Origin of the sequence: Microcoleus sp. CAWBG640 (assembly GCF_020883015.1) — a bacterium.
Classification (GTDB): domain Bacteria; phylum Cyanobacteriota; class Cyanobacteriia; order Cyanobacteriales; family Microcoleaceae; genus Microcoleus; species Microcoleus anatoxicus.
Genome location: NZ_JAHRFC010000067.1, coordinates 1 through 25915 on the forward strand (window position 1 = coordinate 1; position 25915 = coordinate 25915).

Sequence of the window (25915 nt, forward strand, 5' to 3'; positions counted from 1 at the left end):
TTTCCATCCTTCAGAGGCAACTGCGGAGTCGATCGCCTGAAACTTTTGATTTCCTTGTATCTGCTGAGAAACCCAGTCGCGAGTTAAATATCGCCCTGTTAAAAAAGCACAAGTTGCACCTAAAACCGAGCCGATGGAAACGCAAACACAACCGCCCAATACTCCGAATAAAACACCAGAACCCAAAGTCAGCAACGAACCAGGAATAAACAAAACGGTTGCCACAATGTAAATTAGAATAAAAGCTGCCGGGCCCCAAGGGCCAAGACTGGCGATCGACTCCAAGGCCTTTTGCAGAATTATTTGAAAGTTAAAAAACTTGGCTCCTACAATCAAAGCTACAATTAAAACCACCACTAAAATCAACTTCCAATGGTTTGATGGTTGCCGATTGTCTGGGATTGGCGATCGAGAATCATTCATTATTTCAAATCTCCATTCTCAATAACATGGGTATTGGGCGTTAGCCATCGCGCATAATTTCTTCCATCTTCCTGAATTTCCCCCCAAGGGGGGTTCTTCTTCCATCCCCCGTTGGGGGGGTTCTTCTTCCATCCCCCCTTGGGGGGGTTCTTCTTCCTTCACCCCTGGGGGGGTTCTTTTTCCATCCCCCCTTGGGGGGGGTAGGGGGGGGTTCTTCTTCTCAAATCAAAGTACCGCCACAACTAGAACCAGAACCAGCCGTACAACCATAGCAATAAGCAGCAGTTTGCACCTCTGGAATCAAATCTAGACTCCCAGATTCTAACAACTTAGCCACTGTAATGGTTTCACCACTGCTAGTTTTAGCTGGCAGATTTTCCATTTGGTTAAAATCGCAGTCGTAAACATTGCCCAAATAGTCGATCGACAATTCATTACGACACATTAAATGTTCTAGAGTACCGGGATTAAAATTATCCTCCAAAAACCCCAGATAAGGCTTGTGCAGTTTCTGATGTTCCAAATGAAACTTAGTCCGTCCCACCGGCAAATTAGTAATCGTGAACAATTGATTAAAACAAATCCCAAAATGTTCCGCTAAATAAACCTTGTAATCTGCCTCTAACTTCCCTTGTTGTGGCGTTAGCGAAAACTTATCTGTTGCCGGCACTTGCGGATTGTACACCAAATCCAGAATCAAATTTGGGTTTTTGCCATATCCCAACTGATTTAGTTTTTGCAGCGCCAGAATCGAACAATCAAAAACACCGTTGCCACGCATTTTGTCAACATTATCAGCTTGGTAGCAGGGAAGCGATGCCACAATTCTGAGTTGGTTATCCGCGCAATATTCGGGAATATCCTCAAAACCTTTTTCAAAGTAAATCGTCAAATTAGAACGAACAATTACCTCTTTACCTGCCGCCCTTGCAGCTTCCGCCAGCGGTTTAAAACCGTAAAGCATCTCTGGAGCACCGCCGGTGAGGTCAACAGTTTGAATTTGAGGAAAACGGCGAATGATTTCAATTAATTGATCGCAAATTTCCGGGGAAAGTTCTTCTGTTCGTTTCGGGCTAGCTTCTACGTGGCAGTGAGTGCAAGCGAGGTTGCAGCGTTTGCCCAGATTAATTTGTAAAACTGTAATCTGCTTTTTAGTTAAAGCTGACTGAAGTTTATTTTTGAAAGGGGTAACTGCTGTCTGAATCATATGCTAGTCTGGTTGGTTTATGTTCACAACAGATTTAGAGGCCTTCTGACGGAATGCCTCTGATAATTTAGCATGAATTCAGCCTCGGCGGTTAGAAACCGCGGCTACACAAGCAAAGTCTGCCTCCGCAGACTGAAGAGAAATTCTTGATTCTTCAACCCGCGCAGGCGGGTTTTGTTTTTGTAGTCGCGATTTCAATCGCCGGGTAATTCTACAACTCACATCATTTTCGGTTAGACTCAAAAAGGATAGGTCCCAGAGGTTTTATTTTAGAGAATCAACTAATTTCTCAACTCGTGCTTTAATTTCATCTCTGACGCGGTGAAATGTTTCGATGGGTTGTCCGTCGGGATCGTCTAGTTGCCAATCTTGAAACACTTCTCGCAATACCCACGCTTCGGGTAAATTGACGCCGCAGCCACACAGAGAAATTACGGCATCGTATTCTTCTGCATGGAATTCGTTTAAGGGATTCGATGTTTGATCGCTGATGTCAATGCCGATTTCTGACATGACTTGAATTGCTGTCGGATGAACTCTGCTTGATTCTAACCCGGAACTGGTGACTCCAATCTTGCCGGCTCCGATGGTTTTAGCGAATCCTTCTGCCATTTGCGATCGGCAGGAGTTTCTTTTGCAGACAAACATTACTTTTTTCATGGGATTTGTTGGTTGTTAGTTGTTAGTTGTTAGTTAGGACCCCGGCGGTTAGAAACCGCGGCTACACAACCGAAGTCCACCTCCGTGGACTGAAGAGGAATTCTTGATTCTTTAACCCGCGAAGGCGGGTTTTGTTTCTTTAGCCACGATTTCAATCGCTGGGTAATTATTCACGCCCGGTTATTCCAGGGCGCGATTTGCAACGGCGATCGCCTCTTTGGCCGCTTTTTCCTGGCGTTCGCTGTGGCGATCGGTCAAATAGTCAACTTCCTCCCGCAACAACAGAGTAAACTTGTACAATTCCTCCATGACATCGATCGCCCGATCGCGAAAAGGCGAATCTTTCATAGTTCCATCCTCATGAAACTCCTGATAAGCCTTAGCAACAGAAGACTGATTAGGAATCGTAAACATCCGCATCCAACGACCCAATATTCTCAAAGTATTCACAGCATTAAAAGATTGGGAACCACCGCTAACTTGCATCACCGCCAAAGTTCTACCTTGAGTCGGTCTCACGGCCCCGATACTTAAAGGAATCCAGTCAATTTGATTTTTCATAATGCCCGTAATATTGCCGTGCATTTCTGGACTAGACCATACCTGACCCTCCGACCACAGACTCAATTCCCGCAACTCCTGAACCTTGGGATGAGTATCGGGAACACTACCATAAATCGGTAATTCCAGAGGATTAAAAAACCGAACTTCTGCACCGAAATCCTCAATAATTCTCGCACATTCTTCTGCCAATAAACGGCTATAAGAACGCTCCCTTAAAGAGCCATACAAAAACAAAATTCTCGGTTTGTGGGTAAAACTTGTCATGATGCTTTTAATTAAAATCCCGAAATCCGTTAGACAGTTCCCGATAAACTGCGACTGCTAATTGTGCTCCCCAAATCGGAGCAACCCAGTAAACCCAATGATGTTCCCAAATGCCCCCAACTAAAGCTGGACCGAGAGAGCGTGCTGGATTCATGCTTGCTCCGGTAATTGGCCCCATAAATGCAGCTTCTAATCCTACAGTTAAGCCTATTGCTATGCCCGCAAATCCGATGTGAGCGCGCCTATCTAATCCTGAACCGAGGATAACAAACATTAAGATAAAAGTCAATACTGTTTCTAAGATTAGAGACTGTAACCAGTTACCATTGAGAGGAACTGTTGCACCAAGATTTGCTACTTTTCCTAAAGTAATTAGCAGCAGTTGAGAAGCTGCAATCGCCCCGGTACACTGGGCTAAAATATAAGGCAAAACACGTTTTTTTGGGAAAAATCCGCTGGTCCAGAAAGCTAATGTTACAGCCGGATTTAGGTGGGCGCTACTGATATGACCCGTAGCATAAATCATGGCGGCGACAACGGCTCCAAAGACAAAACTAATGCCTAAATGAGCGATCGCACCCTCACTAATTTTGTTAACCATCACAGCGCCCGTGCCTGCAAACACTAGAATAAATGTACCCAAAAATTCTGCGATTGCTTCTCTTCTGCACTCCGGTGAGAACAAGCTGCTTGCTGTCTTATAAACTGACTTGAACATTGAGTCGATCCGTGATAAATTTACCTCTCTTGTTAGATTTTAGTTACCAATCAAGATTAACAGCTAACAAGCTAAAACATTTGACAGATGACCACTGATACCTAAAAAGTTGCTTGCTGTCGCAATAACTCTCCAATTGTCGAGTCAAACTGAGCTTTGCCACCAAAAACAGTCCCTACTTTGCCATTGTAGAAGTGCTGATAAATTAGTTGATAGCCTTCTTTTGGTAAAGGAATATAACCCACAGAACTAACTAAGGTCGGAGCTTTCTTCATGTAGAATTCTACAAAGTTTCGTAGTTCTACTTTACTTTGAGCCGATTTGTAGTTGACATAGATAAATAGAGGTCTTGCTAGGGGCTGATACTGAGCTTTTTCTACAGCTTCGCGGGAGGGCAATACTGCTCCTTTGCCTCTGTCAATACCTACAGCTTTCAATTGACTTTGATTGTCTTCGTAATAGCTAAATCCAAAGTAACCCAAAGCATTTTCGTCTTTAATAACTCCTTGCACTAAAACTGTATCGTCTTCACTAGCTGTATAGTCGGTGCGACTGGCTTTAGCAGTACCTACTGTTGCCTCTGTGAAGTAGTCAAATGTACCGGAATCTTTGCCGGCACCGTAGAGGCTTATCGGTCGGTCTGGCCAATTAGGTCGAATCTGATTCCATTTGGTAATTTTACCTTGGGCGGCTGGTTCCCAAATCTTTTTCAATTCCTCTACAGTAATGTCTTTTGCCCAGTCATTTTTGGGATTGACTACTACTGTGAGGGCGTCAAAGGCAACGGGTAATTCGTAGTAGCGGATGCCGGCTTTGTTGCAGGCTTCCATTTCCTCCGGGCGGATGGGTCGCGAGGCGTTGCTGATGTCAGTTTCGCCCGCACAAAACTTTTTAAATCCGCCACCAGTGCCGGAAAATTCAACAGTAATTGATGCTTTTTTGGGATGCGTATTTTGATATTCTTTTGCCATCGCATTCGTAATTGGATAGACAGTGCTGGAACCGTCTATTTTAATGCTCTGCGATTCTGGCGACTGGACTTGTCCGCAGGAGTTGAGGAGCCCGATCGCACCGATCGCCAAAGCAATTATACTTACCGCGAAAACCTTGGACTTTGCTGCTGGGTTCATTGACTTCACCCTATGCCATAACTAAGGGGTACAATTGCATCATATCAAAAAAAATTGATATGTCAAGTATGATAGAAGACAAACAGGCGATACACACATTAAGAAATATTGATGGGTTAATCTGCGTCGGCACACGATCGCGCCGGCAGAATCTGGCCGCATCGCCGATAGTCCGACAGGTACTGTTCCAGGGCGAGAAACTGAGCTAAATTGAGGCTGTAGTAGATCCAGCGGCCTTCTTGGCGACTGCGGACTAAAGCCGCTTCCTTCAAGGTTTTGAGGTGAAAAGAGAGTTTGGACTGAGGAACTCCAAGCCGATCGCACAAATCGCAAACACACAACTCCTGTTCCCGCAGCAACTCCAAAATTTGAATCCGCAGGGGGTCAGAAAGCGCATGAAAGCCCGCAGCAATCAGTTTACCAGAAGGAGGGGATTTTTCTCCTAAATCCGTCGGTGTAATTGTCGAATTTTTCAACATCAATTATTTAGAATTCTCTACTCTGGGTGGAACCTTAGTCAATCCGGCTTTTTGCATCAGCGAAAGCACACCTATAGATAAAATTCCCCCAATAATTGCCCCACTAACTATCAGGATAATGAACAATTTTTGCAGATTTTTTTTAGTAGCTGGGTGATAGCGTTTTGGCAATTCTCCATCCTCATCGTCGAGTCGATCTGGTTCTTGCTTTAAGGGGTCTAGGGGATTGGATGGATTTGAATTAAAGGGATTCGGTAATTGATTCATGGCTGGGTTTGGTAAAATGAAGGATATCAACAACTATCTTAGCTTGCGATTTGCCATCGCCACTTAAATAATACATTCTGGTTTCACTATCTATTATTGCTCTGCTTTCGACAAACGATCGAGACAAATTGTTGCCGCCTCAGATACTTGAGAATTACTATCTTTTGCCAAATATTTCAAGGCGGAAATGCTTTTGGGACTGTTTAAATTTCCCAAGGCTTCGGCTAGCCGCTGACGGATGAGCCAATCTTCTGACTGAGCAAAATTCAGCAGGCGATCGATCGCCTCAATCGCCTTAATTTCTCCCAAAGCCGAAATCGCCGCCTGCTGAATCACCACTTGCTCACTTTCGAGAGCTTTCAGTAACACATCACGAGCCCGCGGATCTTTGAGATTCCCCAGAGACACCGCAGCACTGAAGCGCACCAGCCATTCGGTATCTTCGTAAAAAGCCCGCACCAAAGCATCAAAAGCTCTAATATCTTCCAGGTAGCCCAAAGCACCAGCAGCGTCAGCACGAATCCCGTAATCCGGGTCAGTTTCTAGCAATTTTACTAAAATGGGAAAGCATTCTGCCGTGGGTTTGATCCCCAGAGCAAACACAGCCATCGATCGCACCTGCAAACTTTCGTCGTTCAAAACCTTTTTAATCAAAGGCACCGCCACAGCGGCGGGTATATTCCGCAAGTTAGCCAAAGCCACCATCCGATCGGCTGAATTTTGGCTTTCTAACTTGGCTGCAATTTCCGTTAAGCTTAAAGTTGTCATTAGCGGTAAAATTTTAGTAAAAATTTACATTTCCCTGGTTTTCATTATAGGCGATCGTTGATAAGCAGTCAAAAACCTGTCTATAATTGTCTGTATCTTATGACTTTAGAGAGGTTATACCTATTCAAATTTGTGTATAATTTGATCGATAAAAAAATTGAGTAAAACGCAGTGGAGAAACCGTAACCAGCAAATAGGAAACCATCACTTAGGGGTCATCCCCCCTAAAAAAGCTCATACATTTTACTCCTAAATTGCCAAGTAAAATGCTCGAATTCGCCAACCAACGGCGAAACTTATACAATAAAACCACAACGGAGATTAGCCGGAAGTCTACTCGCATTCGGCTCGAAGATGGGAAAATCTCCGGGATGATTGCTAATCATAAATTAGCGTCGGCTGTCTGTGATTGTGACTTTGACAATTTCCGCCCTAGGTTGGTGTTACACAACAGACAAAACGCCTATCAGCAGTTAGCTGCGTTCCGACAACCCGCGATGTACTATGCCATTTTACCACCCGCCTTTTTACTCCTCAGCATTAGAACAAGCGATCGACCGCTACCCCCTAACTGCTGGGCCAGACACTTCGTTAGTAGTGGCGATCGCGCTGATGAGTCAGTTGCAAAACAGTTGTCCCCTACCCAAGACACCTTTACCCTCAGACCGCGGGGTATTACAGGAATTAGCACCATCGGAAAAAATGCGAGCACGATGCGTGTTGGTGGTGCATAACCACCAAATGGCAGCCGCGGGAAATTTATCAGAAAACCCAAGTCGAGGGCTATTGATCGGAATATTAACTCCCGCCGACCTAGTGCGGCTAATCGCTTCTGGCAAAATAGACACTCAGAAAAAAGTAGCCCTCCGCAAAATACCGATTTCTGAAGTGATGTCCCCCGTGTCAGTCTCCCTGACAGAATCCGACGATCAAGACGTGTTCGCCGCTTTATCCTTATTTCGCCAACACGGAATTCGCTATTTGCCGATCGTCAATCAATTCCGCCACTTGGTAGGAGTCCTGACGAGGGAAAGAATTCGGCAAGTCTTACAACCTTCCAATATTCTGAAATTGCGACGAGTTGCAGAATTAATGACTACGCCCATCACAGCACCCCACACCGCATCGCTGTTGACCATAGCGCAACTGATGTCACAACATCAAGTTAGTTGCGTAGTGATTACCAAAAATAAAGAATTAACAATGGAGAAACCCAAAAATGACCATACCTCCATTTTTCACTATTCTTTTCAGCAACCCCTAGGCATCATTACCGAATACGACATTGTACAAGCACAGTTTCTCGAACTAGATTTCGAGCAAACCGCAGTGCAAAAAGTCATGGTCACTCCCCTGTTACTGATCAAACCAGCCGATTCCCTGTGGACGGCCCACAAACAAATGCAGCAGGAACAAGTACAGCGATTAGTGGTGTGCGGAGGACGGGGAGAACTGTTGGGAATTATTACCCAAACTAGCTTGTTGAGAGTCCTAGACCCAACAGAAATGTACAGAGTTGTCAAACAGTTGCAGCACTCAGTTTATCAACTCCAAGCCGAAAAAGTCGAACTCCTCCAAAGCCGCAATGCCAAACTCGAACAACAGGTGCGGGAACGAACAGCCAAACTGCACGAACAAGTACAGCGCGATCGACTTTTGACTCAGATTGCTTTGCGGATTCACCAATCCCTAAACCTGGAAGAAATTCTCCACGCCAGCGTCGATGAAGTGCGCCAAGTTTTGCAAGCAGACCGGGTAGCAATCCTGCATTTAGAGTCGAGCAATTCCGGCATTGTAGTAGCAGAATCCGTAGCCGAAGATTGGTCTTCAATATTGGGAGAAATTTTTCCAGATACTATGTGGCAAGAAGGTGAATCGGTTCAGGAACAACAAATTTATGCGGTTCCCCAGATTGACCAAGCTACTTTGAGTCCCGAAAAATATGCGAGGTTCCAGAAAGCACAAATCAAAGCTTATTTAATAGTACCCATTTTACAAGACAGTAATTTGTGGGGGATGATGTGCGTCCACCAATGTTCCAATTCTCGACAGTGGCAGTCTTCAGAAGTCGATTTGTTATTGCAATTGGCAACTCAAGTGGCGATCGCCATTCAACAAGCCCAACTATACCAGCAGGTGCAGAACCTCAACACCGACCTCGAACGCCAAGTTCAAGAACGCACCGCCGAATTGCAACAAAAAGTTCACGAACTCCAGCACTTAAACATCATCAAAGATGAATTTCTCAGCACAGTTTCCCACGAACTACGAACACCTTTAGCTAATATGAAAATGGCCATTCATATGCTGAAAGTTTCTCCCACTCAAGAACGACGCCAAGTTTATTTAGAAATTTTGGAACAAGAATGCACTAGAGAAACAGACCTAATTAATGCTTTGCTAGATTTGCAGCGACTGGAAGCAGCAGCTTGTCCGATCGACCTCGAACCAGTAAACTTACAAGTCTGGCTACCTAACATTATTGAACCATTCTACACCCGCGCCCAAAACCGCCACCAACATTTAGTAGTAGAGTTCGCTACCAACCTCCCCACGATCAACTCCAACCGCGCTAGTTTGGGCAGAATTTTAGCAGAACTCCTAAATAATGCCTGCAAATATACCGCCAATGAAGGCGAAATTGCTCTCAGGGTGAAGTCCAAAGGTATCAAAAAGAGACCAGGAAAACCAGCAAGTGTTTTAAAACCAGAAATTGAATTTACCGTCAGAAATGAATCGGAAATTCCCAAGGAGGAATTACCTCGGATCTTTGAGAAATTTTATCGCGTTCCCAATGCCGATCCCTGGAAACAAGGTGGCACCGGTTTGGGTTTAGCTTTAGCCCAAAAACTTGTCGAACAATTGGAGGGGAAAATAGAAGTTGAAAGCGGCAATGGCAACACTACTTTTACTGTCACATTTCCTGCCAATCCCGATCGCCCATTGGTAAATTAAATTTCCTTCCGAATGGCATCTACAAATTTTTACCCTAAATCCTTATATTTTAGACATTTTGGTCTACTACCCTTACATAAATTAACCTTATTTTGGAGGGCGATAGCCCATTTCATTCTCGGCTTTTTTTTCTTTGAGTTTCAACAATATTTCATCATGAACTTCGCGAGTAATTGGATAAAAATATGTTAAAATCATGCCGATAATTAAAGCAATTGTTGGCAAAGGTCCGATCGCAACTCGAATGGCAAACATTGCAGAATCCGGCTGTATAGGTGGTTCCTGTCCCTGAAGTGTAGGGAGAAATCCAGCTACTTCTAAGGCCTGCCCCACAAACCACAAACCGATCGCCAATCCAATTTTTTGTAACAATACCATAAACGAATAGAACACACCTTCGCGTCTTTGTCCAGTCTGTAATTCATCCAGTTCAATCACATCCGGTATCATCGACCAAGGTACCAAATAAGCAGTAGAAACTCCCACACCAGCCATCACTGCCAGGAAATACATCAATCCTACTTGTCCTGGTTGCAAGAAAAACAGTCCAGCTTGGGCAATAATCCACAAACTCATGCCCATAAAATATACAGCTTTTTTGCCGTATCTTTCGCTAACTTTACTCCAAACAAACAACATAGCCAGTGCAGTACCTTGAACGGCGATCGCAGTTTGGGTAAAAGCTGCTGGCGGCAGTTTCATCCAGTCGATCACAAAATAAGGCAAAATAGAAGCAGTTAATTGCACTCCCAACCAAGAACAGAGATAAATTCCAATCACGTACAAAAAAGGGCGATTATTAAATGCAATCCGTAACTGTTCTTTCAACCCCAAAGATGTAGAATCATCTTCTACTACAGGATTTTCTGCCAGTTGAGCAAAGACGTGTTTACGAGTTCCCAAAAAGCACCAATATAAAGGTAATACTGAAATCACCGTACAGACAGCACCTAATATGATGTATTTTTGGGTATTGTCTTTAACTAAGGCAAAGATAATTTGGGCTAAAATTAGTGACAGAATGCTGCCACCGATAGAGAAACTAAACCGAAAACTATTGAGGCTAGTGCGTTCGTTATAATCTTGGGTTAATTCTGGGGTAAGTGCAGTGTAGGGAAGATTAACAGCCGTGTAAGCGGTGTTGAATAGAATCGAGATAATTACATAGTACCAAAACAGTATGGTTGGATTGTCGCTAGGAACAATCCACTGCAAAAAGAAGAAAATCCCAAAGGGAATTGCACCGTATACCATCCAAGGATACCGACGGCCCCAGGGGTGAGAGGTGCGATCGCTCAATACCCCCACAATCGGGTCGTTTACAGCGTCCCAAACCTTCCCAATCAGTAAAATATTGCTAGCAGTACCAGGAGCCAAACCAGCCACACTGGTAAAAAATAATAATAGGAAAAATACCAGAATATTCGCCGTGATAGCTGGGCCCAGGTCTCCCGCACCGTAAGCTAATTTGGTCGAGAAACTGAGTTTTTTGGTTTCGTGGCTGTTGGGGGCTCGCTCAGAAGGGGCAGTGTTGCTCATAAGCTGTGATTTCGGGGTTATTTGACAGCGGGAGTCTTGGTACTAGGAGTATAACTCGCTATTCGTCCTCTGAGTCAGTTTACTTTAGCGAACTCGACAAATTTCAAAAATTGGTAATTGGTAATTGGTAATTGGTAAACTGAGTTTGATTAAATAAAAAAGTAAGCGACACCCTTGAGAATGTCGCTTACTATCAGGAAATATGGGTGTCAAATGCTTAAATTAACAAGGAATAGCAATTACCTATTACCTATTACCAATTCTCGATCTTACCTCATCTTTCTGATAAAGGCTATATTTCACCCGATCCCAAACTTAGCTTACGCAGGAATCAAAACAGTATCAATGATATGAATAACACCGTTATCAACAACCACATCCGGTGTTGTAACAGTAGAATCATTAATCTTGACGCCATGAGAAGCATCAATTTTCACTGTTGAACCTTCTACAGTAGTAGCTGAAGTTAACTTCACCACATCCGCAGCCATCACTTTGCCGGAGACAACATGATACGTCAGGATTTGTGTTAGCTTCGGAATATCCTTAAGCAAAGTCTCTACAGTACCTTCAGGAAGCTTAGCAAAAGCTTCGTCAGTAGGTGCAAACACTGTGAAAGGGCCAGGGCCTTTTAGGGTATCGACTAAACCAGCAGCTTTGACGGCAGCAACTAGGGTTGTGAAAGAACCAGCCTGAACGGCAGTATCAACAATGTCAGCCAAGATAGTCACCTAGTTTTGTAATCTGTTTATCAACATAACGCTAAAAAGTAAATTTAGCTACCTAATTGGTTATATCTTTAGTTTAGTTTTTTTGTGCAATTAGTTTCATAAATACCCCTCTCAAGATAGATGACATAATGTCGCTCTTCGGAAACAATTTAACCAAATAAAAAAATTTATCAAGGCAAAGTATTAGTTCTAGCTTCATTGATAAATCTCGATCTAAACTATGAACAGTAAACAACTAACTAGATAGTGACATGAGATACAAACTATTGGGTAACATTTGAATTAACCCTCGAACACATGGAGCGATTAAACGCAGTCAGTGCGATCGAATTGGGTTTTCCCCACGACTTTTTACAAAGTTCAATGGCCCAAGATTTTGCCTTTGGAGGCGGAATCGCAAAAATTAATAATCACCGCATTTAAATTTCAATTTTAGCTTGAAACTTGTGCAGCCACAGGTTGTTAAAACCTGTGGCTGCAACGGGACTCAAAATATATCTAAAGACTACTCATCTTCAGCATAGATAAACCGATACAATTCACTGGGATCTGGCTCAGCGCTTTTTTCAGCAAAATCCACCGCATCATCAATGACTGCTTCAATCTTCTTCTCGATCGCCTTTAATTCCTCAGCCGTAGCCAAAGCGCGATCGATCAAATCAGCAGCCAACTTCTTAATCGGATCGCGAGGGAACCAAAATTCCTTCTCTTCCTTAGAACGTAACTCATCAGGATCGGCCAAAGAATGCCCCCTAAAACGATAAGTCAACGCCTCAATCACCGTCGGTCCCTCACCAGCCCGCGCGCGCGCCACAGCTTCTTTCGCCACTTCTCGCACCGCCAAAACATCCATCCCATCAACCTCAACCCCAGCCATACCAAAAGCATGAGCTTTCTTGTAAATCAGCGGGTCAGAAGTAGCACGTTCATGGGACATCCCGATCGCCCATTTATTGTTTTCCACAACATAAAGAATTGGCAACTTCCACAAAGCCGCCATATTCAAACATTCAAAAAACTGACCGTTATTAGCAGCACCATCCCCAAAAAAACAAGCAGTCACGCCATCAGAATTCTGATCTCCCAAAGCCTCGCGGCGGTACTTAGATTGAAAAGCAGCCCCCGTCGCCACAGGAATCCCCTCAGCCACAAAAGCATAGCCCCCCAACAGTCGGTGTTCGGCAGAAAACATATGCATCGAACCGCCGCGGCCCTTAGAGCAACCAGTTTCTTTCCCGAACAACTCCGCCATCACCTCCCGCGCCGGCACACCGGCACTCAAAGCGTGAACGTGGTCGCGATAGGTGCTGCTAACATAGTCAGTATCATCCCGGCGCATCGATCGAATCACCCCAGTAGAAACAGCCTCCTGGCCGTTGTACAAGTGAACAAAACCGAACATCTTGCCCCGGTAATACATCTCAGCGCACTTGTCCTCAAAAAAGCGCCCCAAGACCATATCTTCGTAAAGCATCAAACCTTCATCACGAGAAATACTTACGCTTGTTGCGTCAAAAGCTGGTAAAGTCCGTTCCTGAACCATAAATAATTAATACCTGATAAGTATTATGCAAACTGTTGATAATCCGTCAACGACCCTAACTATACCAATAATCGGTCAATCGGCTTTTATCCCTTAGTTGGGGATAGCGACTGAACGAACAAACTGCTATTCTGTCAGCAGTGGGGCCCGACGCGCACCTCACTCTAAAATGCCCTCAAGGGAAACGAAGTACCTGGAAGGAAGTTTTCGCTCTCCATGACAGGAGTCAGAAGCCCAACCGATCAATTTTGATTTGATATGGGAGCGTCACCTAAGATAGGCTAATTCAGTTGCTAGCGCTTTGGGGAAGTGGACAGTGCTAATTCCACTAGATTATTATCGGATTCTAGGTCTACCGATTCAAGCTACTGCCGAACAGTTGCAGCAAGCTCATCGCGACCGGACGTTACAACTTCCACGCAGGGAGTATTCCGAAGTGGCGATCGTCGCCCGTAAACAACTGCTCGACGAAGCCTACGCCGTTTTGTCAGACTCAGAGGGGCGCAAAGCTTACGATGCCAGTTTTTTGGCCAAAACTTACGATCGCGAATCAGAAGCAGGGATTTTAGCCCAAAATCCGAGGTTAAAAGCCTCGACAGGCGTGGCCACAGTCCTGCAAGAAGCAGAAACAGACTGGCAAGAGTCCGGGGTTTTAGACGCTACTCCCGACCCCCATACTCCAAGTATTGAAATCGACGACAACCAGTTCGTAGGAGTCCTGCTGGTACTGCAAGAACTCGGAGAATACGAACTTGTACAGAAACTGGGCCGTCCCTATCTCAATAATGGCAGCTCTGCGATCGCACAAGGGCGCTTCGGCGACCCCCAGCTAGTGCGACCCGACATAGTTTTAACCATCGCCCTGTCCTGCTTAGAACTAGGCAGGGAACAGTGGCAACAAGGTCAATACCAAAATGCCACCAAATCACTAGACGCAGGTCAAGAACTGCTGCTGCGCGAAAGCCTATTTCCAAGCGTGAGGGGTGAAATGCAAACCGATATATACAAACTCCGTCCGTACAACATCTTACAATTACTATCCCTCCCAGAAGAAAAAGTCTCCGAACGTCGTCAAGGACTAAAAATCCTGCGAGAAATGCTCGAAGAAAGGGGTGGGATCGATGGTTCCGACGACGATCGATCGGGCTTGGGCATCGAAGACTTCCTACGCTTCGTCCAACAACTGCGGAAACACCTAACCAGCAGCGAGCAGCAGACCCTATTTGAAGCAGAAGCTAGCCGCCCCTCCGCCGTAGGCACTTATCTCTCGGTTTACACCCTACTAGCTCAGGGATTTGCAGCCAGACAGCCCTCCATGATCCGCCGCGCCAAGCTGATGCTGATGCAGTTAGGCCGCCGCCAAGACGTCCACCTCGAAAAAGCCGTATGTTCCCTGCTGCTGGGCCAAACAGAAGAAGCCAGCAGAGCCCTAGAACTCAGTTCCGAAAAAGAACCCCTCGCCTTCATTCGTGAAAACTCCCAAGATTCTCCCGATTTGTTGCCGGGGCTGTGCTTATACGCCGAACACTGGCTACAGGAAGAAGTATTTCCGCACTTCCGGGACTTGGCAAAGCAGTCAGTTTCCTTAAAAGATTACTTTGCCGATCCCAAGGTACAAGCCTACCTAGAATCCTTGCCACAGGATACAGAAACAGCCAACGAGTGGGTTGTAGCCCAACCCCGCTCTACTGCCAAGGCTCAAGCTAGAGCGACACTCACTAGCTCACTCCAGCCATCCCCAGCCATTACAGGGCGATCGCCCACTGTGACCTTGACCCCCGGCCCCGCCATCATACCCCCCCCAGGGCCAAGCCCCAAATATGAGGGGACCCCAGCCGCACCTATCCCCCCAGTCACCCCCCAGAACTCGACAGCTACCCCCACCGCACATCCCCCTTCCTCCACCTCCAAAGAACGCCGACGCCCCCATTCCTCCCGTCGCAGTGCCAAGAGTAGTGCAGGGCCAATGGGTGATTTAGTCGATCGAGCCAGGACACTAGGCTCGCAAATTTCAGCCCAAGTTCAGTCCATGCCTCGAAATCGGCTGGCTCTGCTGCTGGTGGCTGGTTTTCTGAGTCTGTTAATTCTGTGGTTGATTTTCAGTATCTTAGGTGGCATCCTCCAAGCTCTCTCAGGCCCATCTCTGCAAGGAGAACAAGCCTTAGTCAGCCTGGAAGCACCACCGATCGAAATTCCCCCCTTAGCCCCCGCCGCCCCAGAGCCTCGCACTCCCGCCCCAGCCTCCGGCGCCGTCACAGAAGAAACAGCGCAGCAAATGATTCAAAGTTGGCTCTCAGCCAAAGCAGCAGCCCTCGGCCCCAATCACGCTATCGATGAATTAAAGCAAGTTCTGACGGAACCTGCTTTGTCTCGCTGGCAATTGATGGCAGAAGCTCAACAGCGAAACAACGCCCACCAGCGCTATACACACAAGCTCGAAATTACAAAGGTAACAACAAATCCGACTAATCCCGATCGGACCGAAGTCGAAGCCCAAGTTACCGAAAAGGCTGAAGTGTTCGATCGCGAACAGCTAGTTACTTCCCGCAACGAAAACCTCCGTATCCGCTACGACTTAATTCGCCAAGACGGACAATGGCGGATTATGGATTGGCAAGTTATGAAGTAGGGAATTGGGAATAGGGCATGGGGAATTGGGAATAAGACCCACCCCTAGCCCCTCCTCCGAGGGGAACCGGATCTAACTCCCCTCTAGAGAGGGGCTGGGGGTGTGTCGGATAGTTTTAAATTCTTGGACGAGGGTAGTGAATTGCAGACGCCCAATTCAAAGATTACTGAACAGCATTCCCAGCCCTTCCCCAAATCAGTTAGCCGATGTCACCCTCCGAATCTATTCTCCTTGGAACTTTGCAGCATCAACTAGCGCCCAAACTTGGGTATTTGCAGCTACTGAATGGGGAATTGTTACTAATTTGTTATTAGAGGCGATCGGCGTGAATTCAATCACCGAAACCCCAATTAATTCAGAATCCAAAATTATTACACCCTCAGCTTGGTCAAAAGCCGGATTAATTCGTAGCGGAGTTCAGGGCGATCGCATTGCCATTGTACCTCATGGCGCTGACACCGATATTTATTATCCCCCCTCTCAACAGCAGCGTCAAACACTACGGCAAACCTTTGGATGGGAAGACTATTTTATATTTTTAAACATCGGAGGTCAAACCGATCGCAAAGGCATTCGCCCCTTATTAAAAGCCTTCATAGAAGGAGAAAACCTATTTATTTTAGATCCGGACTGGAAACATTTAATTCAGTTGATGCAGACACTTATCGAACAACCTGCATTTATAGCCAAAGCTCGACTTGCAGGCCCCCGTTTTGTCTCTGAAAACTTTACTTGGAAACACGCAGTAGACAAGTTGCTGGATGTGATATCAAATCCGTTGACATCGGAATTATTATTTCTCTCTTGTCTTTCTCTGTGTCCTCTGTGTTCTCTGTGGTTTAATCATTCCGATACAACCGGAAACGATATGAGATCAATTTCGGTTGCATCATAATTATTAGCCTAAATTAGGAGACGGCAATGCCGTTTCCCTACAAGATTATTTTGGGTAGGGACACGGCATTGCCGTCTCCTCCATCATTCCGGTGCAGCCGGAATTCATATAATAATTAACAAATAACAACTCACAAATAACCAAGCACAAAAAATAAGATACAATAAAAACCACAAGTTCAAGCGATCGACCTTATTTGACACTCAAGCTATGCAATCTACAACAAATCAGTCCGAGACAGAGCCGGTAATGGACGCCCCCAAACACGGCTTGCCAGTTACCATCATTACAGGATTCCTCGGCAGTGGCAAAACAACCCTGCTCAACCATATCCTGACCAACCAGCAAGGTTTGAAAACCGCAGTTTTAGTCAACGAATTTGGCGAAATTGGCATCGACAACGAACTGATTGTCACCACCGAAGACAATATGGTCGAGCTCAACAACGGCTGCATTTGCTGCACAATTAACGAAGATTTGGTAAATGCAGTTTACAAAGTTTTAGAACGTCAAGAAAATCTAGATTATTTAGTAGTAGAAACTACCGGACTCGCCGACCCCCTACCAGTAGCTTTAACTTTTTTAGGCACTGAATTGCGAGACATGACTCGTCTCGATTCCATCGTGACAGTAGTAGATGCCTCCAATTACAGCTTGGATTTATTCAATTCTCAAGCAGCATACAGTCAAATTGCCTATGGCGATATTATTGTTCTCAACAAAACAGATTTGGTTGAGGAAGCAGATTTAGATTTGTTGGAAGTTAAGATTCGTGATGTCAAAGAAGGCGCTCGAATTCTCCGCACAGTAAAATCCCAAGTTCCTCTGCCACTCATCCTCAGTGTAGGATTGTTTGAATCGGACAAATATTTCCAAGCTGAGGAAACTGCTAGCAGTCACGACCATCACGACCATCACGACCATCACGACCATCACGAACATCACGACCATCACGACCACGCTCATCACGACCATCACGACCATCACGACCATCACGACCACGCTCATCACGACCACGCTCATCACGACCATTCAGACCATTTAGATAATGATGGATTTACCTCACTTTCATTTCAGAGCGACAAGCCGTTTTCTCTGAGGAAATTTCAATATTTCTTAGACCACCAAATGCCTACAAATGTGTTTCGGGCAAAAGGGATTATGTGGTTTGAAGAAAGTCCCAAACGGCATATTTTTCACTTGAGTGGTAAGCGATTTTCCATCGATGATGATGAGTGGAAAGGCGAACGGAAAAACCAGATTGTCTTGATCGGTCAAGGTTTAGATATCGAGACTTTGCGATCGCAAATCGAAAACTGTCTCTGTCTGCCTTCACCGAATCGCGGCAAAGGATTTGGCAAAAAATAAAGACAACAGGAATTACACAGTACAACTTCCATGCTAGAGCCTGGAAATGTCTAGAGGATCTATCTGGCTTTTATTCATGAAAATAGGAGGTAGAGCCTCTGGATATGCGTTACCAGACTCTAGCTTGGTAACGAGTAAACGAATAAGTTCTCTATCGATTACCAATTACCGATTCTGAATGCGAATCATAATCCAGCGAGTCAAATCGTCTCAAGTCGAAGTTAACGATCGAATAATTGGCAAAATTAGCCGCGGACTGAATCTGCTAGTAGGCATTGCCACTACCGACACCGAAGCAGAACTAGATTGGATGGCTCGCAAATGCCTAGAATTGCGTTTGTTTCCAGATCCAGCCACTGACACTGGCCGCTGGGAGAAATCCGTACAAGACATTGGTGGCGAGTTGCTTGTTGTCAGTCAGTTTACGCTTTATGGCGACTGCCGCAAAGGTCGGCGACCCTCATTCGATCGCTCTGCGCCCCCAGAAGCCGCCTCTATTCTGTATGACAAATTTGTCGAAAAGTTGCGCTCCAGCGGTTTAAAAGTCGAAACAGGCGTGTTTGGAGCTCAGATGCAAGTCTCTATAGATAATGATGGGCCGGTGACTTTGGTGTTAGAAAAAGAAGCAGGGTAAATTATCTAGTGCTCTACCGGGTTTTGTCCAAGAATATTTCGTTATATCAATTCCGGTTGGATCGGAATGATGTAACCGCGAAGGCGCGAAGTACGCGAAGGAAGAGAAGAGAGAGTTTAATACAGGACGATGAAGAGAGGATTTTATATTACAGCCTGATGCAATGGCAAAAACCCGGTTGCTTTGGTTGTCCTGAGAAAGGATACATACCAATTTTCTAAATTAACCGGGTTTTCAAACTGCTCTGTCGTAGGTAGAGAATACATTGCAGTTCCCTACATTCTGCTGACTACCAATTCCAGAATCTTCCACCCCCAAAATCCCGTCCCAAGGCCAGTTAGTAAATTGTCCACTGAACGGCCTTGCCAGCTCCTCACTCGCAAGTGCGATCGCCCCACCTTCGCAATAGCTCAGAATGCTTGTACAGTATAGGTTTAAGCACCAAATCACCATTCCTCTACAGCCAAAGCTTAAAATCAGATTCAGCAGCCAAAAACAGTTGCATGAGAGAGTGGAACACCCAAGTCACTGCACTATTTGTACTTCCCGTACATTCAATGTATAGAGAGTTGAATCCGCACAGCAAGCCAAACCGCCTGCAACTGCATCACTCACTCTCTGACAAAAGTCCTCGCACTGTCGCTGCGGTGCCCTACCACCTGATAAATACCATGACTGTCACAACTGCCACCAACTCCGTTAACTGCAACACCGCTTCTACCATCAACTCCCTTCAAACTGCCCCCTGCGAACAAGCCCTCGAAATCAATCACGTTCCCAGCGTCGATACCCTAGCTTTGGCTGACTTCGCCCTCAAAGCGTTGCAAGCAGAGATGAAAACAGCAAGCCGTAGCGCTCAATCGGTGGCGATGCGGATTGCGAAGGAAGTCGAACGGATTTGCCAAAAAAGCGATCGCATCCAAATTTCCGGCGAAGTCCAAGCTTGGCAAATCACCTTAGCCGAACACCGCTTGCAAAAAACCCTGGAATTCTATCGCCTCGGTTCCAAGCAAGGCCGCGTCGAACTTCACTCTCACCTCGCATCGATGATTTACCGCCATGTTGCTTCCTTTAGATCGAACTTGAACTACCAAGCTCGCTACAACATGATTGAAGACTTTTTGCAAGGCTTTTACATTGAATCTTTACGGGCTTTCCGCCGGGAACACCAACTCGATCTGAGCTACCAGCCCCGCACACAGCTAGAATTGGCTGAGTACATGGCTTTCACCGAACACTACGCCAAACGCCAAATTGGTTTACCAGGCCGCAACCGCCAACGCCTGATTGTCCTCCGCGCTCAAGGTTTTGCCAAGGGTCAACCTCCTGAAACTGCGATCGACATTGAAATGGCTGTAGAATCTGGCAAGGGAGAAGATGCAGAAATGTACAGCCGCTCTCCAGCGCTGCAACAAGTGCGCGAACAAATGGTGTCTGAAACTGTCGATCCGGCTGATGCTGTGTTGCGCGATCGAGTAGTATCGGAATTGATTGCTTATCTGGAATCGCAAAATCAGCCAGAATGTGTTAGCTACCTCAATTTGAAATTGCAAGACCTTTCTGCTTCTGAAATCGATCGCGTTCTTGGTTTGTCTTCCCGTCAACGGGACTACTTGCAACAACGTTTCAAGTACCACGTCGAAAAATTTGCCCGCACTCAAAACTGGAAATTAGTCCACGAATGGCTCGGTGCTGATGTCGATCAAAAATTGGGAATGACTTCGGACAAGTGGGAAACATTTCGCGCTCAACTTTCCCCCGAACAGCAACAACTGTTAGCAATGAAGCGGAATCAAGAAAGTGACAAGGCGATCGCCACTGCCATCAAATGTACTCCCAAACAAGTCCAAAAACGCTGGGCGCAACTGTTGGAGCTGGCTAGCCAGACTCGCAACAGCACCCAAGCCTAACGGGTACTCCAACATGAATGCAACCGTTTTCTTGAGACCCAAAAATGCGATCGGGTGCGGCGCAATCTCCAAAAAGCCCGCCCCGGCATCCCCTCTCAAATCCCTAACTGGGGATGCTGGATTATGAAAGCTTTTGAGCTAATTAAATATATTAAAACAGCACTACATTTTCTTAATATTTATGATTCCCAGGTTATGCCTGGGAATTTGTTTTTAGAGATAACCTTGCGAACCTGGAGAACCCCCTCTTTTTTAAGGGGATCTGGGGGGGCCTCTAGGTTTAAAAACACTCCCTAGTGGCGATATCTAGGGCAAGAAAACACAGCCCAGTCACATAAATAACGTAGTGAGCTTAGATTTGGTATGATAATCAACACCGACGATCGCACCCGCAACAGGTACTAGAAAATTTATGTGTCTCAATCCCAGAGATGAACTAGCCGGACGCTACAAAATCCTTGATAAATTAGGACAGGGAGGATTTGCTAGAACCTACACGGCTCAGGATCTAGAAAACCCTGGAAATCCCCCGTGCGTGATTAAAGAAATTCCTTTTCCTGAATCGGAAAATCCCCTAGTATTACAACAAGCTAGAAGACAATTTCAAAGGGAAGCTAATGCTTTGCAGACTCTAGACCAAGACTGGCGCATTCCCAAATTGTTCGATCGCTTTGAGGAAAATGACAATTTTTACTTAGTTCAAGAATACATTCAGGGAACTCTCCTCAGTCAAGAAATCTCTCCTGGCCAGCAGTGGAAGGAAACACAGGCGATCGCCTTTTTACGGGAAGTTCTAGAAATTTTAAATTCTATTCACAAAGCAAATATTATTCACCGCGATATTAAACCTTCTAACTTAATTCGGCGCACCCAAGATCGTAAACTTGTGATGATTGATTTTGGAGCAGTTAAAGAAATTAGGAATTTCACATCTAACAGTACAGGTGAAATATTGACATCGAAGGCGATAGGTACCGACGGTTATATGCCTGCCGAGCAATACGATACGCGATCGGTTCCGCAACCATACAATGATATTTATGCCCTAGGAATCATCGTTATTCAAGCTCTCACCGGGGAGTATCCCACAAATCTGCCAAAAGAGCCTAAGACTTGCGAACTTATTTGGAATTATGCAACATCCGAGCGAGGAATGTTACAAGTTAGCGAGGGTCTAAAAAATATCTTAAATCAAATGGTCCGCTTCCACTTTCCGAAGCGTTACCAATCTGCTGCTGAGGTGTTAGAAGCCTTAGATTTGCTCCAATTTCCAGCACCAGCACCACCACCTCCATGGCGCTTTCTCTGGTTGCTGTTCCAATTTGTGAGACAGCACTTTCGCGGGCTGCTATTCGGACTTGCGGGACTGGCTGTTGCATTGGCGATCGCACTTTTAATCCCCAGAATTTCCCCGCCACCAACGCCAGAATTTACACCCTCCGCAGATGGTGTAAGTTCTGGCGAAAAACTCCTAGTGCAAACCTCCGGCCTTTGGTCAAAACAAAGGGGAATTAATGAGTTTGCTAGCTTGAATTATTTAGAAGCTTTAAAATTGCTCAAACAGTCCTGGCGAGATGACCGCAGAGATCCAGAAACTTTAATTTACATCAACAATGCGCTGCTCAAATCAATCAACGCAGAATATTACACCATCGCAATAGTCGTTCCCGTCCGCAGAAATCAGGATGGCAGCATTTTCAATGCTAACTTAGCCGAAGAACTGCTGCGCGGCATTGCTCAGGCTCAAACAGAAGTTAATTTAAGTCTCGTCACTCCCAGTAATAGCAATAAAGACTTTCCAGGTCAAGAATTGCTCGAAACAAAACCTCTTAAAGGCAAAGGACTCAGAGTCATCATCGCCGATGACGCCAATATCAAATCCTACGCAGTTAAAACAGCAAATTCTCTGGTTGCTCAGCCCGATATTTTAGCAGTCATCGGACACTACACCAGCGACATGACCGTGGAAACAGTAGATATTTACAATCGCAATAAACTTGTCGCTATTTCTCCGGGAAGCACAACAGAAGAACTGACACGCAAACCCCGGAAATTTTTCTTTCGGACGGCTCCGACAACTAGCATAGAAGCTGAAGCTTTAGTAAATCAACTAATCTCAGTCGATCAGAAAAAAGTTGCAGTATTTTACAATCCCAACAGTCCGTTCAGCGCTTCTTTGTGGGAAGAATTTAAAAAACAATTTGAAGCCCTAGGAGGAACGACTTTTAGAATCAATAATTATTACGATTTATCTAAAAATAATTTTAACGCCCCAGCAGCAATCCAAGAAGTTGAAAAACAGGGAAAAATAGCCATACTTTTGATTCCAGATGGTCAAGTCACCAGTTCCCTAGAAAATGCGATCGAAATGATTAAGGCTAACAACGATCGCAATTGGATTGTCGGCCCTTGGACGCTGTACGAAACGAGAATATTAGAATTAGCCAAAAAGTTAAAGTCTGTTAAAAAACTGGGAATATCCGTGTTTTGGCATCCGTTAATCAGTTTTGACAAAAAATTTCCACTCAACGCTGAAAAATTGTGGGGAGGTCCGGTAAATACTCGATCGGCCTTAACCTACGACGCAGCCCAAACACTGATTAAAGCCCTAGAAATACAGCAGCAACCAAGTCGGGAGGGAATGCAACAAACCTTAGCATCACCAAATTTTCAAGCCAGTGGAGCCACGGGTATAATTGAATTTGACCCAAACACCGGCAATCGAAAAAACTCTCCTAAACGATTGGCGCACATTGTTCCGTGTTCTAGAGAACAATTTGGCCTGACATTTGTGCCGCTCGAATTTCCCACAGCCGCCGCCGCAGGTTTAAAATGCGAGTGAATTAATATCTTGCACCATTCTCAACAAACCTGTACGGGCGGGTTTTACAAACCATTTCTGCCGAAAATCAATAATTTCATAAACTCGCCCCGCCCGGTGTCACTCTCGCCACAAGTGCAACATATCAATTTATTAGATATATTGAACAAGGCTAGTTTTTTTTATAGGAACATTTATGAATGTCAATCTCGCTCCCTCACCCGGTTCTACTCTCAAACCAGAAGCCCAGAATATATGTGCACTCAAACAAGTCTTCCAGACAATTGATGCCCATAGCTGTCCTGGTTCCTATAACTTCCATATGCACACAGTCTACTCGGATGGACGCTTGCAGCCAGAGGAATTGCTCCAAAAAGCGATCGCCCTTGGTCTCAAAGGCTTAGCTATTACAGACCACCACAGCACCAAAGGCTACGAAAAAGCTCAAATTTGGTTGAATAATTGGAAATTAGACCATCCCGACAACAATAGCACCATACCCACTCTGTGGACAGGGGTGGAAATTAATGCTGAATTACTAAATAACGATGTACATATTCTCGGTTATGGCTTCGATCCGCAACATTCCAGTCTCCAACCCTACTTAGGAGGTAAAGGTACAGAAGGAACTTATTTGTATCCAGCCATCAGGGTAATTGAAGCTATTCATGAAGCAGGAGGTTTAGCCGTTCTGGCCCATCCCTGTCGGTATCGTTCTACCGCTGATAAATTAATCCCAGAAGCTGCTCGTTTCGGCATTGACGGTGTAGAAATTTACTATGCCTACGGTAATCCAAATCCTTGGAAACCAAGCCCCAAACAAACTGCTTTAGTTAAAGATTTAGCAGAAACTCACAGCTTGTTTGGAACTTGTGGAACTGATTCTCACGGTCTGAGTCTTTTAGTCAGAATCTAGATATAGGATCAGATTCAAACTTAAGGCTCTGCTTTGAACTTATCGCATAAGTTTTCTGCAATAAGTTGACCAACTTGCTCATGGCCTTGGCTATTCCAATGACCTTCACAGGGCAGAGCATTGGGAAAGCCCTGTACACAAGTTTTATTTTTTTCTGCATACTCTCGCAATCGCGGGACTGTATCCAATGTCGTAATATTGAGGCGATCGCCAAGGGATTTGATTCTGTGATTAGGATAATACAAGTCCTTAATGCCAAATTGTTTCATATAGCTTTGACGAGCTATAGGATCTGGATGGACTTGATATCCCGTACTAACAATCAAAACCATAAAATCTGCCTTTTTTACCTTAACTTCCTGATTTATTAGTGTAATTAATCCTTCTGTCACCTGCCAAGCCTCTTTCCATACTGGCTCAATAGGTTCTTGAAAGTTCTTAGGGAATCGTTCTTTTTCTGTGGCATCAAGCAGACGTTTTTTATGATCTAAATCAACTTTTCTGACTAACCGCAAAATGCGTGAATTATTGACGAACCAAGTGGGAAGATAATCAACCGAGGAAAATTTTAAATAGTCATGTTCTTCCGGTGACATTTTCAGCCATGACATATCTGGGACTAATTCACCATTTTTATAGACAAAAAAGGGCCGACGTTTATAAAATTCAAGCTTTTTTGAATTATTAATAATATCGTTGCCCGAAAAAAAAGCTAAGATCACCAAATCGGGAGAATATTTCCAGACTTTCTGGCGCAGAGTCATTAGTTCTTGAGCCGTCCCATAACCCTGAACCCCAAAATTAATTACCTCAACTTTGCGATCGCCTAAAGCAGTACATTTTTTATTGAGTTGCTTTCTCATTTTCCACCAAAAAGTCTTTTCCATCGGCACTTGTAAAGCTTCGGCAAAGGAATCTCCCACCACCGCGATCCGAAAAGTTTTTGGTGGTTTCTCCTTCGTATGTTCACGATCGCGTAAACCATCTTTATTCGCTTGGATCAAGGAGCGCTCCCCTTCACCCTGCCACTCGAAAGACGCGCCCGGATTCAATGACCAAGCTCCAGCGGGATCGTCGAATCTGTAAGTATCAAAAGAGACAGGCTCACGGGGCTTTTTCAGACCTTTAATTCCCCCCAGATGAAGACCTAATTCTCCCAGGAAAACACCCGCCATAATTCCCCCCAAAATTAGGCTCAGTTGTTGCCCCCATAAACTTAGTTTTCTCATGTTAGTTTTCTCATGGGTAGAAAGCTGAAATCTGGAACTAGATGCTAGCCTTATCTGTAGGTTTTACAGAACGCGATCGCCCCCAAGTCAAACTCAAAGGCGATCGGCACTTAATTCCACTCAAATAGGACTCACAAAGCCCACGCTACAGAAACTATGCTGCTGGCACAAAAACACTTGCCGTAAGCTCGCTTGGGGCAACCCCTACAACGATACCCAAATAGCCGCCGAGTTTAATTGCCGTAGCACTAACAGCAGCTCCTCC

22 protein-coding genes are annotated in these 25915 nt (G+C 45.2%); 9 read left to right on the plus strand and 13 right to left on the minus strand.

Annotated elements, in window-relative coordinates; genetic code table 11:
- The 9 genes from AAFP11_RS23690 to AAFP11_RS23730 form a co-directional block, all read right to left on the minus strand.
- A partial coding sequence (locus AAFP11_RS23690; protein ID WP_341739236.1) for a VTT domain-containing protein occupies window positions 1-423 on the minus strand: 423 nt, incomplete at its 3' end.
- A gap of 220 nt (window positions 424-643) precedes the next feature.
- Complete coding sequence (gene arsS, locus AAFP11_RS23695) at window positions 644-1630, minus strand: arsenosugar biosynthesis radical SAM (seleno)protein ArsS (protein ID WP_341739237.1); 987 nt, start codon at window positions 1628-1630, stop codon at window positions 644-646.
- A gap of 264 nt (window positions 1631-1894) precedes the next feature.
- Window positions 1895-2290 (minus strand): arsenate reductase, glutathione/glutaredoxin type, encoded by a 396-nt coding sequence (arsC, locus tag AAFP11_RS23700; RefSeq protein WP_341739238.1) that lies wholly within the window; start codon window positions 2288-2290, stop codon window positions 1895-1897.
- A gap of 180 nt (window positions 2291-2470) precedes the next feature.
- Window positions 2471-3118 carry an arsenical resistance protein ArsH gene (gene arsH / locus AAFP11_RS23705; RefSeq protein ID WP_341739239.1) on the minus strand — a complete coding sequence of 216 codons (648 nt, stop codon included), beginning with the start codon at window positions 3116-3118 and terminating at the stop codon, window positions 2471-2473.
- A gap of 7 nt (window positions 3119-3125) precedes the next feature.
- Entirely contained in the window at window positions 3126-3836 is a 711-nt protein-coding gene (locus AAFP11_RS23710; RefSeq protein ID WP_341739240.1) for an MIP/aquaporin family protein, read from the minus strand.
- Between the two features lie 101 nt (window positions 3837-3937).
- On the minus strand, window positions 3938-4966 hold the full coding sequence (locus AAFP11_RS23715; RefSeq protein WP_341739241.1) for a PstS family phosphate ABC transporter substrate-binding protein: 1029 nt from the start codon (window positions 4964-4966) through the stop codon (window positions 3938-3940).
- A gap of 116 nt (window positions 4967-5082) precedes the next feature.
- Complete coding sequence (locus AAFP11_RS23720) at window positions 5083-5445, minus strand: metalloregulator ArsR/SmtB family transcription factor (protein WP_341739242.1); 363 nt, start codon at window positions 5443-5445, stop codon at window positions 5083-5085.
- Between the two features lie 3 nt (window positions 5446-5448).
- The gene (locus AAFP11_RS23725) at window positions 5449-5712 is read right to left on the minus strand and encodes a hypothetical protein (protein ID WP_341739243.1); all 264 of its coding nucleotides are present in this window, start codon (window positions 5710-5712) and stop codon (window positions 5449-5451) included.
- A gap of 93 nt (window positions 5713-5805) precedes the next feature.
- Window positions 5806-6480: a HEAT repeat domain-containing protein gene (locus AAFP11_RS23730; protein ID WP_341739244.1), complete on the minus strand. Its 675-nt coding sequence runs from the start codon at window positions 6478-6480 to the stop codon at window positions 5806-5808.
- 504 nt (window positions 6481-6984) lie between these two features.
- Here AAFP11_RS23730 and AAFP11_RS23735 point away from each other — a divergent pair.
- Window positions 6985-9435: a CBS domain-containing protein gene (locus tag AAFP11_RS23735; protein ID WP_341739245.1), complete on the plus strand. Its 2451-nt coding sequence runs from the start codon at window positions 6985-6987 to the stop codon at window positions 9433-9435.
- An 87-nt stretch (window positions 9436-9522) separates the two neighbouring features.
- Here the strand turns inward: AAFP11_RS23735 and AAFP11_RS23740 are convergent, their stop codons facing one another.
- On the minus strand, window positions 9523-10974 hold the full coding sequence (locus AAFP11_RS23740) for an MFS transporter (RefSeq protein WP_341739246.1): 1452 nt from the start codon (window positions 10972-10974) through the stop codon (window positions 9523-9525).
- Between the two features lie 320 nt (window positions 10975-11294).
- Window positions 11295-11696, minus strand: a complete 402-nt coding sequence (locus AAFP11_RS23745) for a fasciclin domain-containing protein (protein ID WP_341739247.1) — start codon at window positions 11694-11696, stop codon at window positions 11295-11297.
- A gap of 306 nt (window positions 11697-12002) precedes the next feature.
- Between AAFP11_RS23745 and AAFP11_RS23750 the strand changes: the two genes are divergently transcribed.
- The gene (locus AAFP11_RS23750) at window positions 12003-12128 is read left to right on the plus strand and encodes a hypothetical protein (RefSeq protein ID WP_341739248.1); all 126 of its coding nucleotides are present in this window, start codon (window positions 12003-12005) and stop codon (window positions 12126-12128) included.
- Window positions 12129-12210: 82 nt separating this feature from the next.
- Here the strand turns inward: AAFP11_RS23750 and pdhA are convergent, their stop codons facing one another.
- The gene (gene pdhA / locus AAFP11_RS23755; protein WP_341739249.1) at window positions 12211-13248 is read right to left on the minus strand and encodes a pyruvate dehydrogenase (acetyl-transferring) E1 component subunit alpha; all 1038 of its coding nucleotides are present in this window, start codon (window positions 13246-13248) and stop codon (window positions 12211-12213) included.
- Between the two features lie 316 nt (window positions 13249-13564).
- Between pdhA and AAFP11_RS23760 the strand changes: the two genes are divergently transcribed.
- From AAFP11_RS23760 to AAFP11_RS23790, 7 genes are all read left to right on the plus strand, one after another.
- Entirely contained in the window at window positions 13565-15877 is a 2313-nt protein-coding gene (locus tag AAFP11_RS23760) for an IMS domain-containing protein (RefSeq protein WP_341739250.1), read from the plus strand.
- A 136-nt stretch (window positions 15878-16013) separates the two neighbouring features.
- A complete protein-coding gene (locus AAFP11_RS23765) occupies window positions 16014-16772 on the plus strand; it encodes a hypothetical protein (protein ID WP_341739251.1) in 759 nt (252 codons plus the stop codon).
- A gap of 210 nt (window positions 16773-16982) precedes the next feature.
- Window positions 16983-18140, plus strand: coding sequence for a GTP-binding protein (locus AAFP11_RS23770; protein ID WP_341739252.1), 1158 nt, complete (start codon window positions 16983-16985; stop codon window positions 18138-18140).
- 178 nt (window positions 18141-18318) lie between these two features.
- A complete protein-coding gene (gene dtd / locus AAFP11_RS23775; protein WP_341739253.1) occupies window positions 18319-18774 on the plus strand; it encodes a D-aminoacyl-tRNA deacylase in 456 nt (151 codons plus the stop codon).
- Between the two features lie 671 nt (window positions 18775-19445).
- Window positions 19446-20684 (plus strand): HetZ-related protein, encoded by a 1239-nt coding sequence (locus AAFP11_RS23780; protein ID WP_341739257.1) that lies wholly within the window; start codon window positions 19446-19448, stop codon window positions 20682-20684.
- Between the two features lie 412 nt (window positions 20685-21096).
- Window positions 21097-23526, plus strand: coding sequence for a bifunctional serine/threonine-protein kinase/ABC transporter substrate-binding protein (locus AAFP11_RS23785; protein ID WP_341739254.1), 2430 nt, complete (start codon window positions 21097-21099; stop codon window positions 23524-23526).
- Window positions 23527-23701: 175 nt separating this feature from the next.
- A complete protein-coding gene (locus tag AAFP11_RS23790) occupies window positions 23702-24421 on the plus strand; it encodes a PHP domain-containing protein (protein WP_341739255.1) in 720 nt (239 codons plus the stop codon).
- A gap of 20 nt (window positions 24422-24441) precedes the next feature.
- Here AAFP11_RS23790 and AAFP11_RS23795 read toward each other — a convergent pair whose 3' ends face one another.
- Window positions 24442-25650, minus strand: a complete 1209-nt coding sequence (locus tag AAFP11_RS23795; RefSeq protein ID WP_341739256.1) for an SGNH/GDSL hydrolase family protein — start codon at window positions 25648-25650, stop codon at window positions 24442-24444.
- Between the last annotated feature and the right edge of the window lie 265 nt (window positions 25651-25915).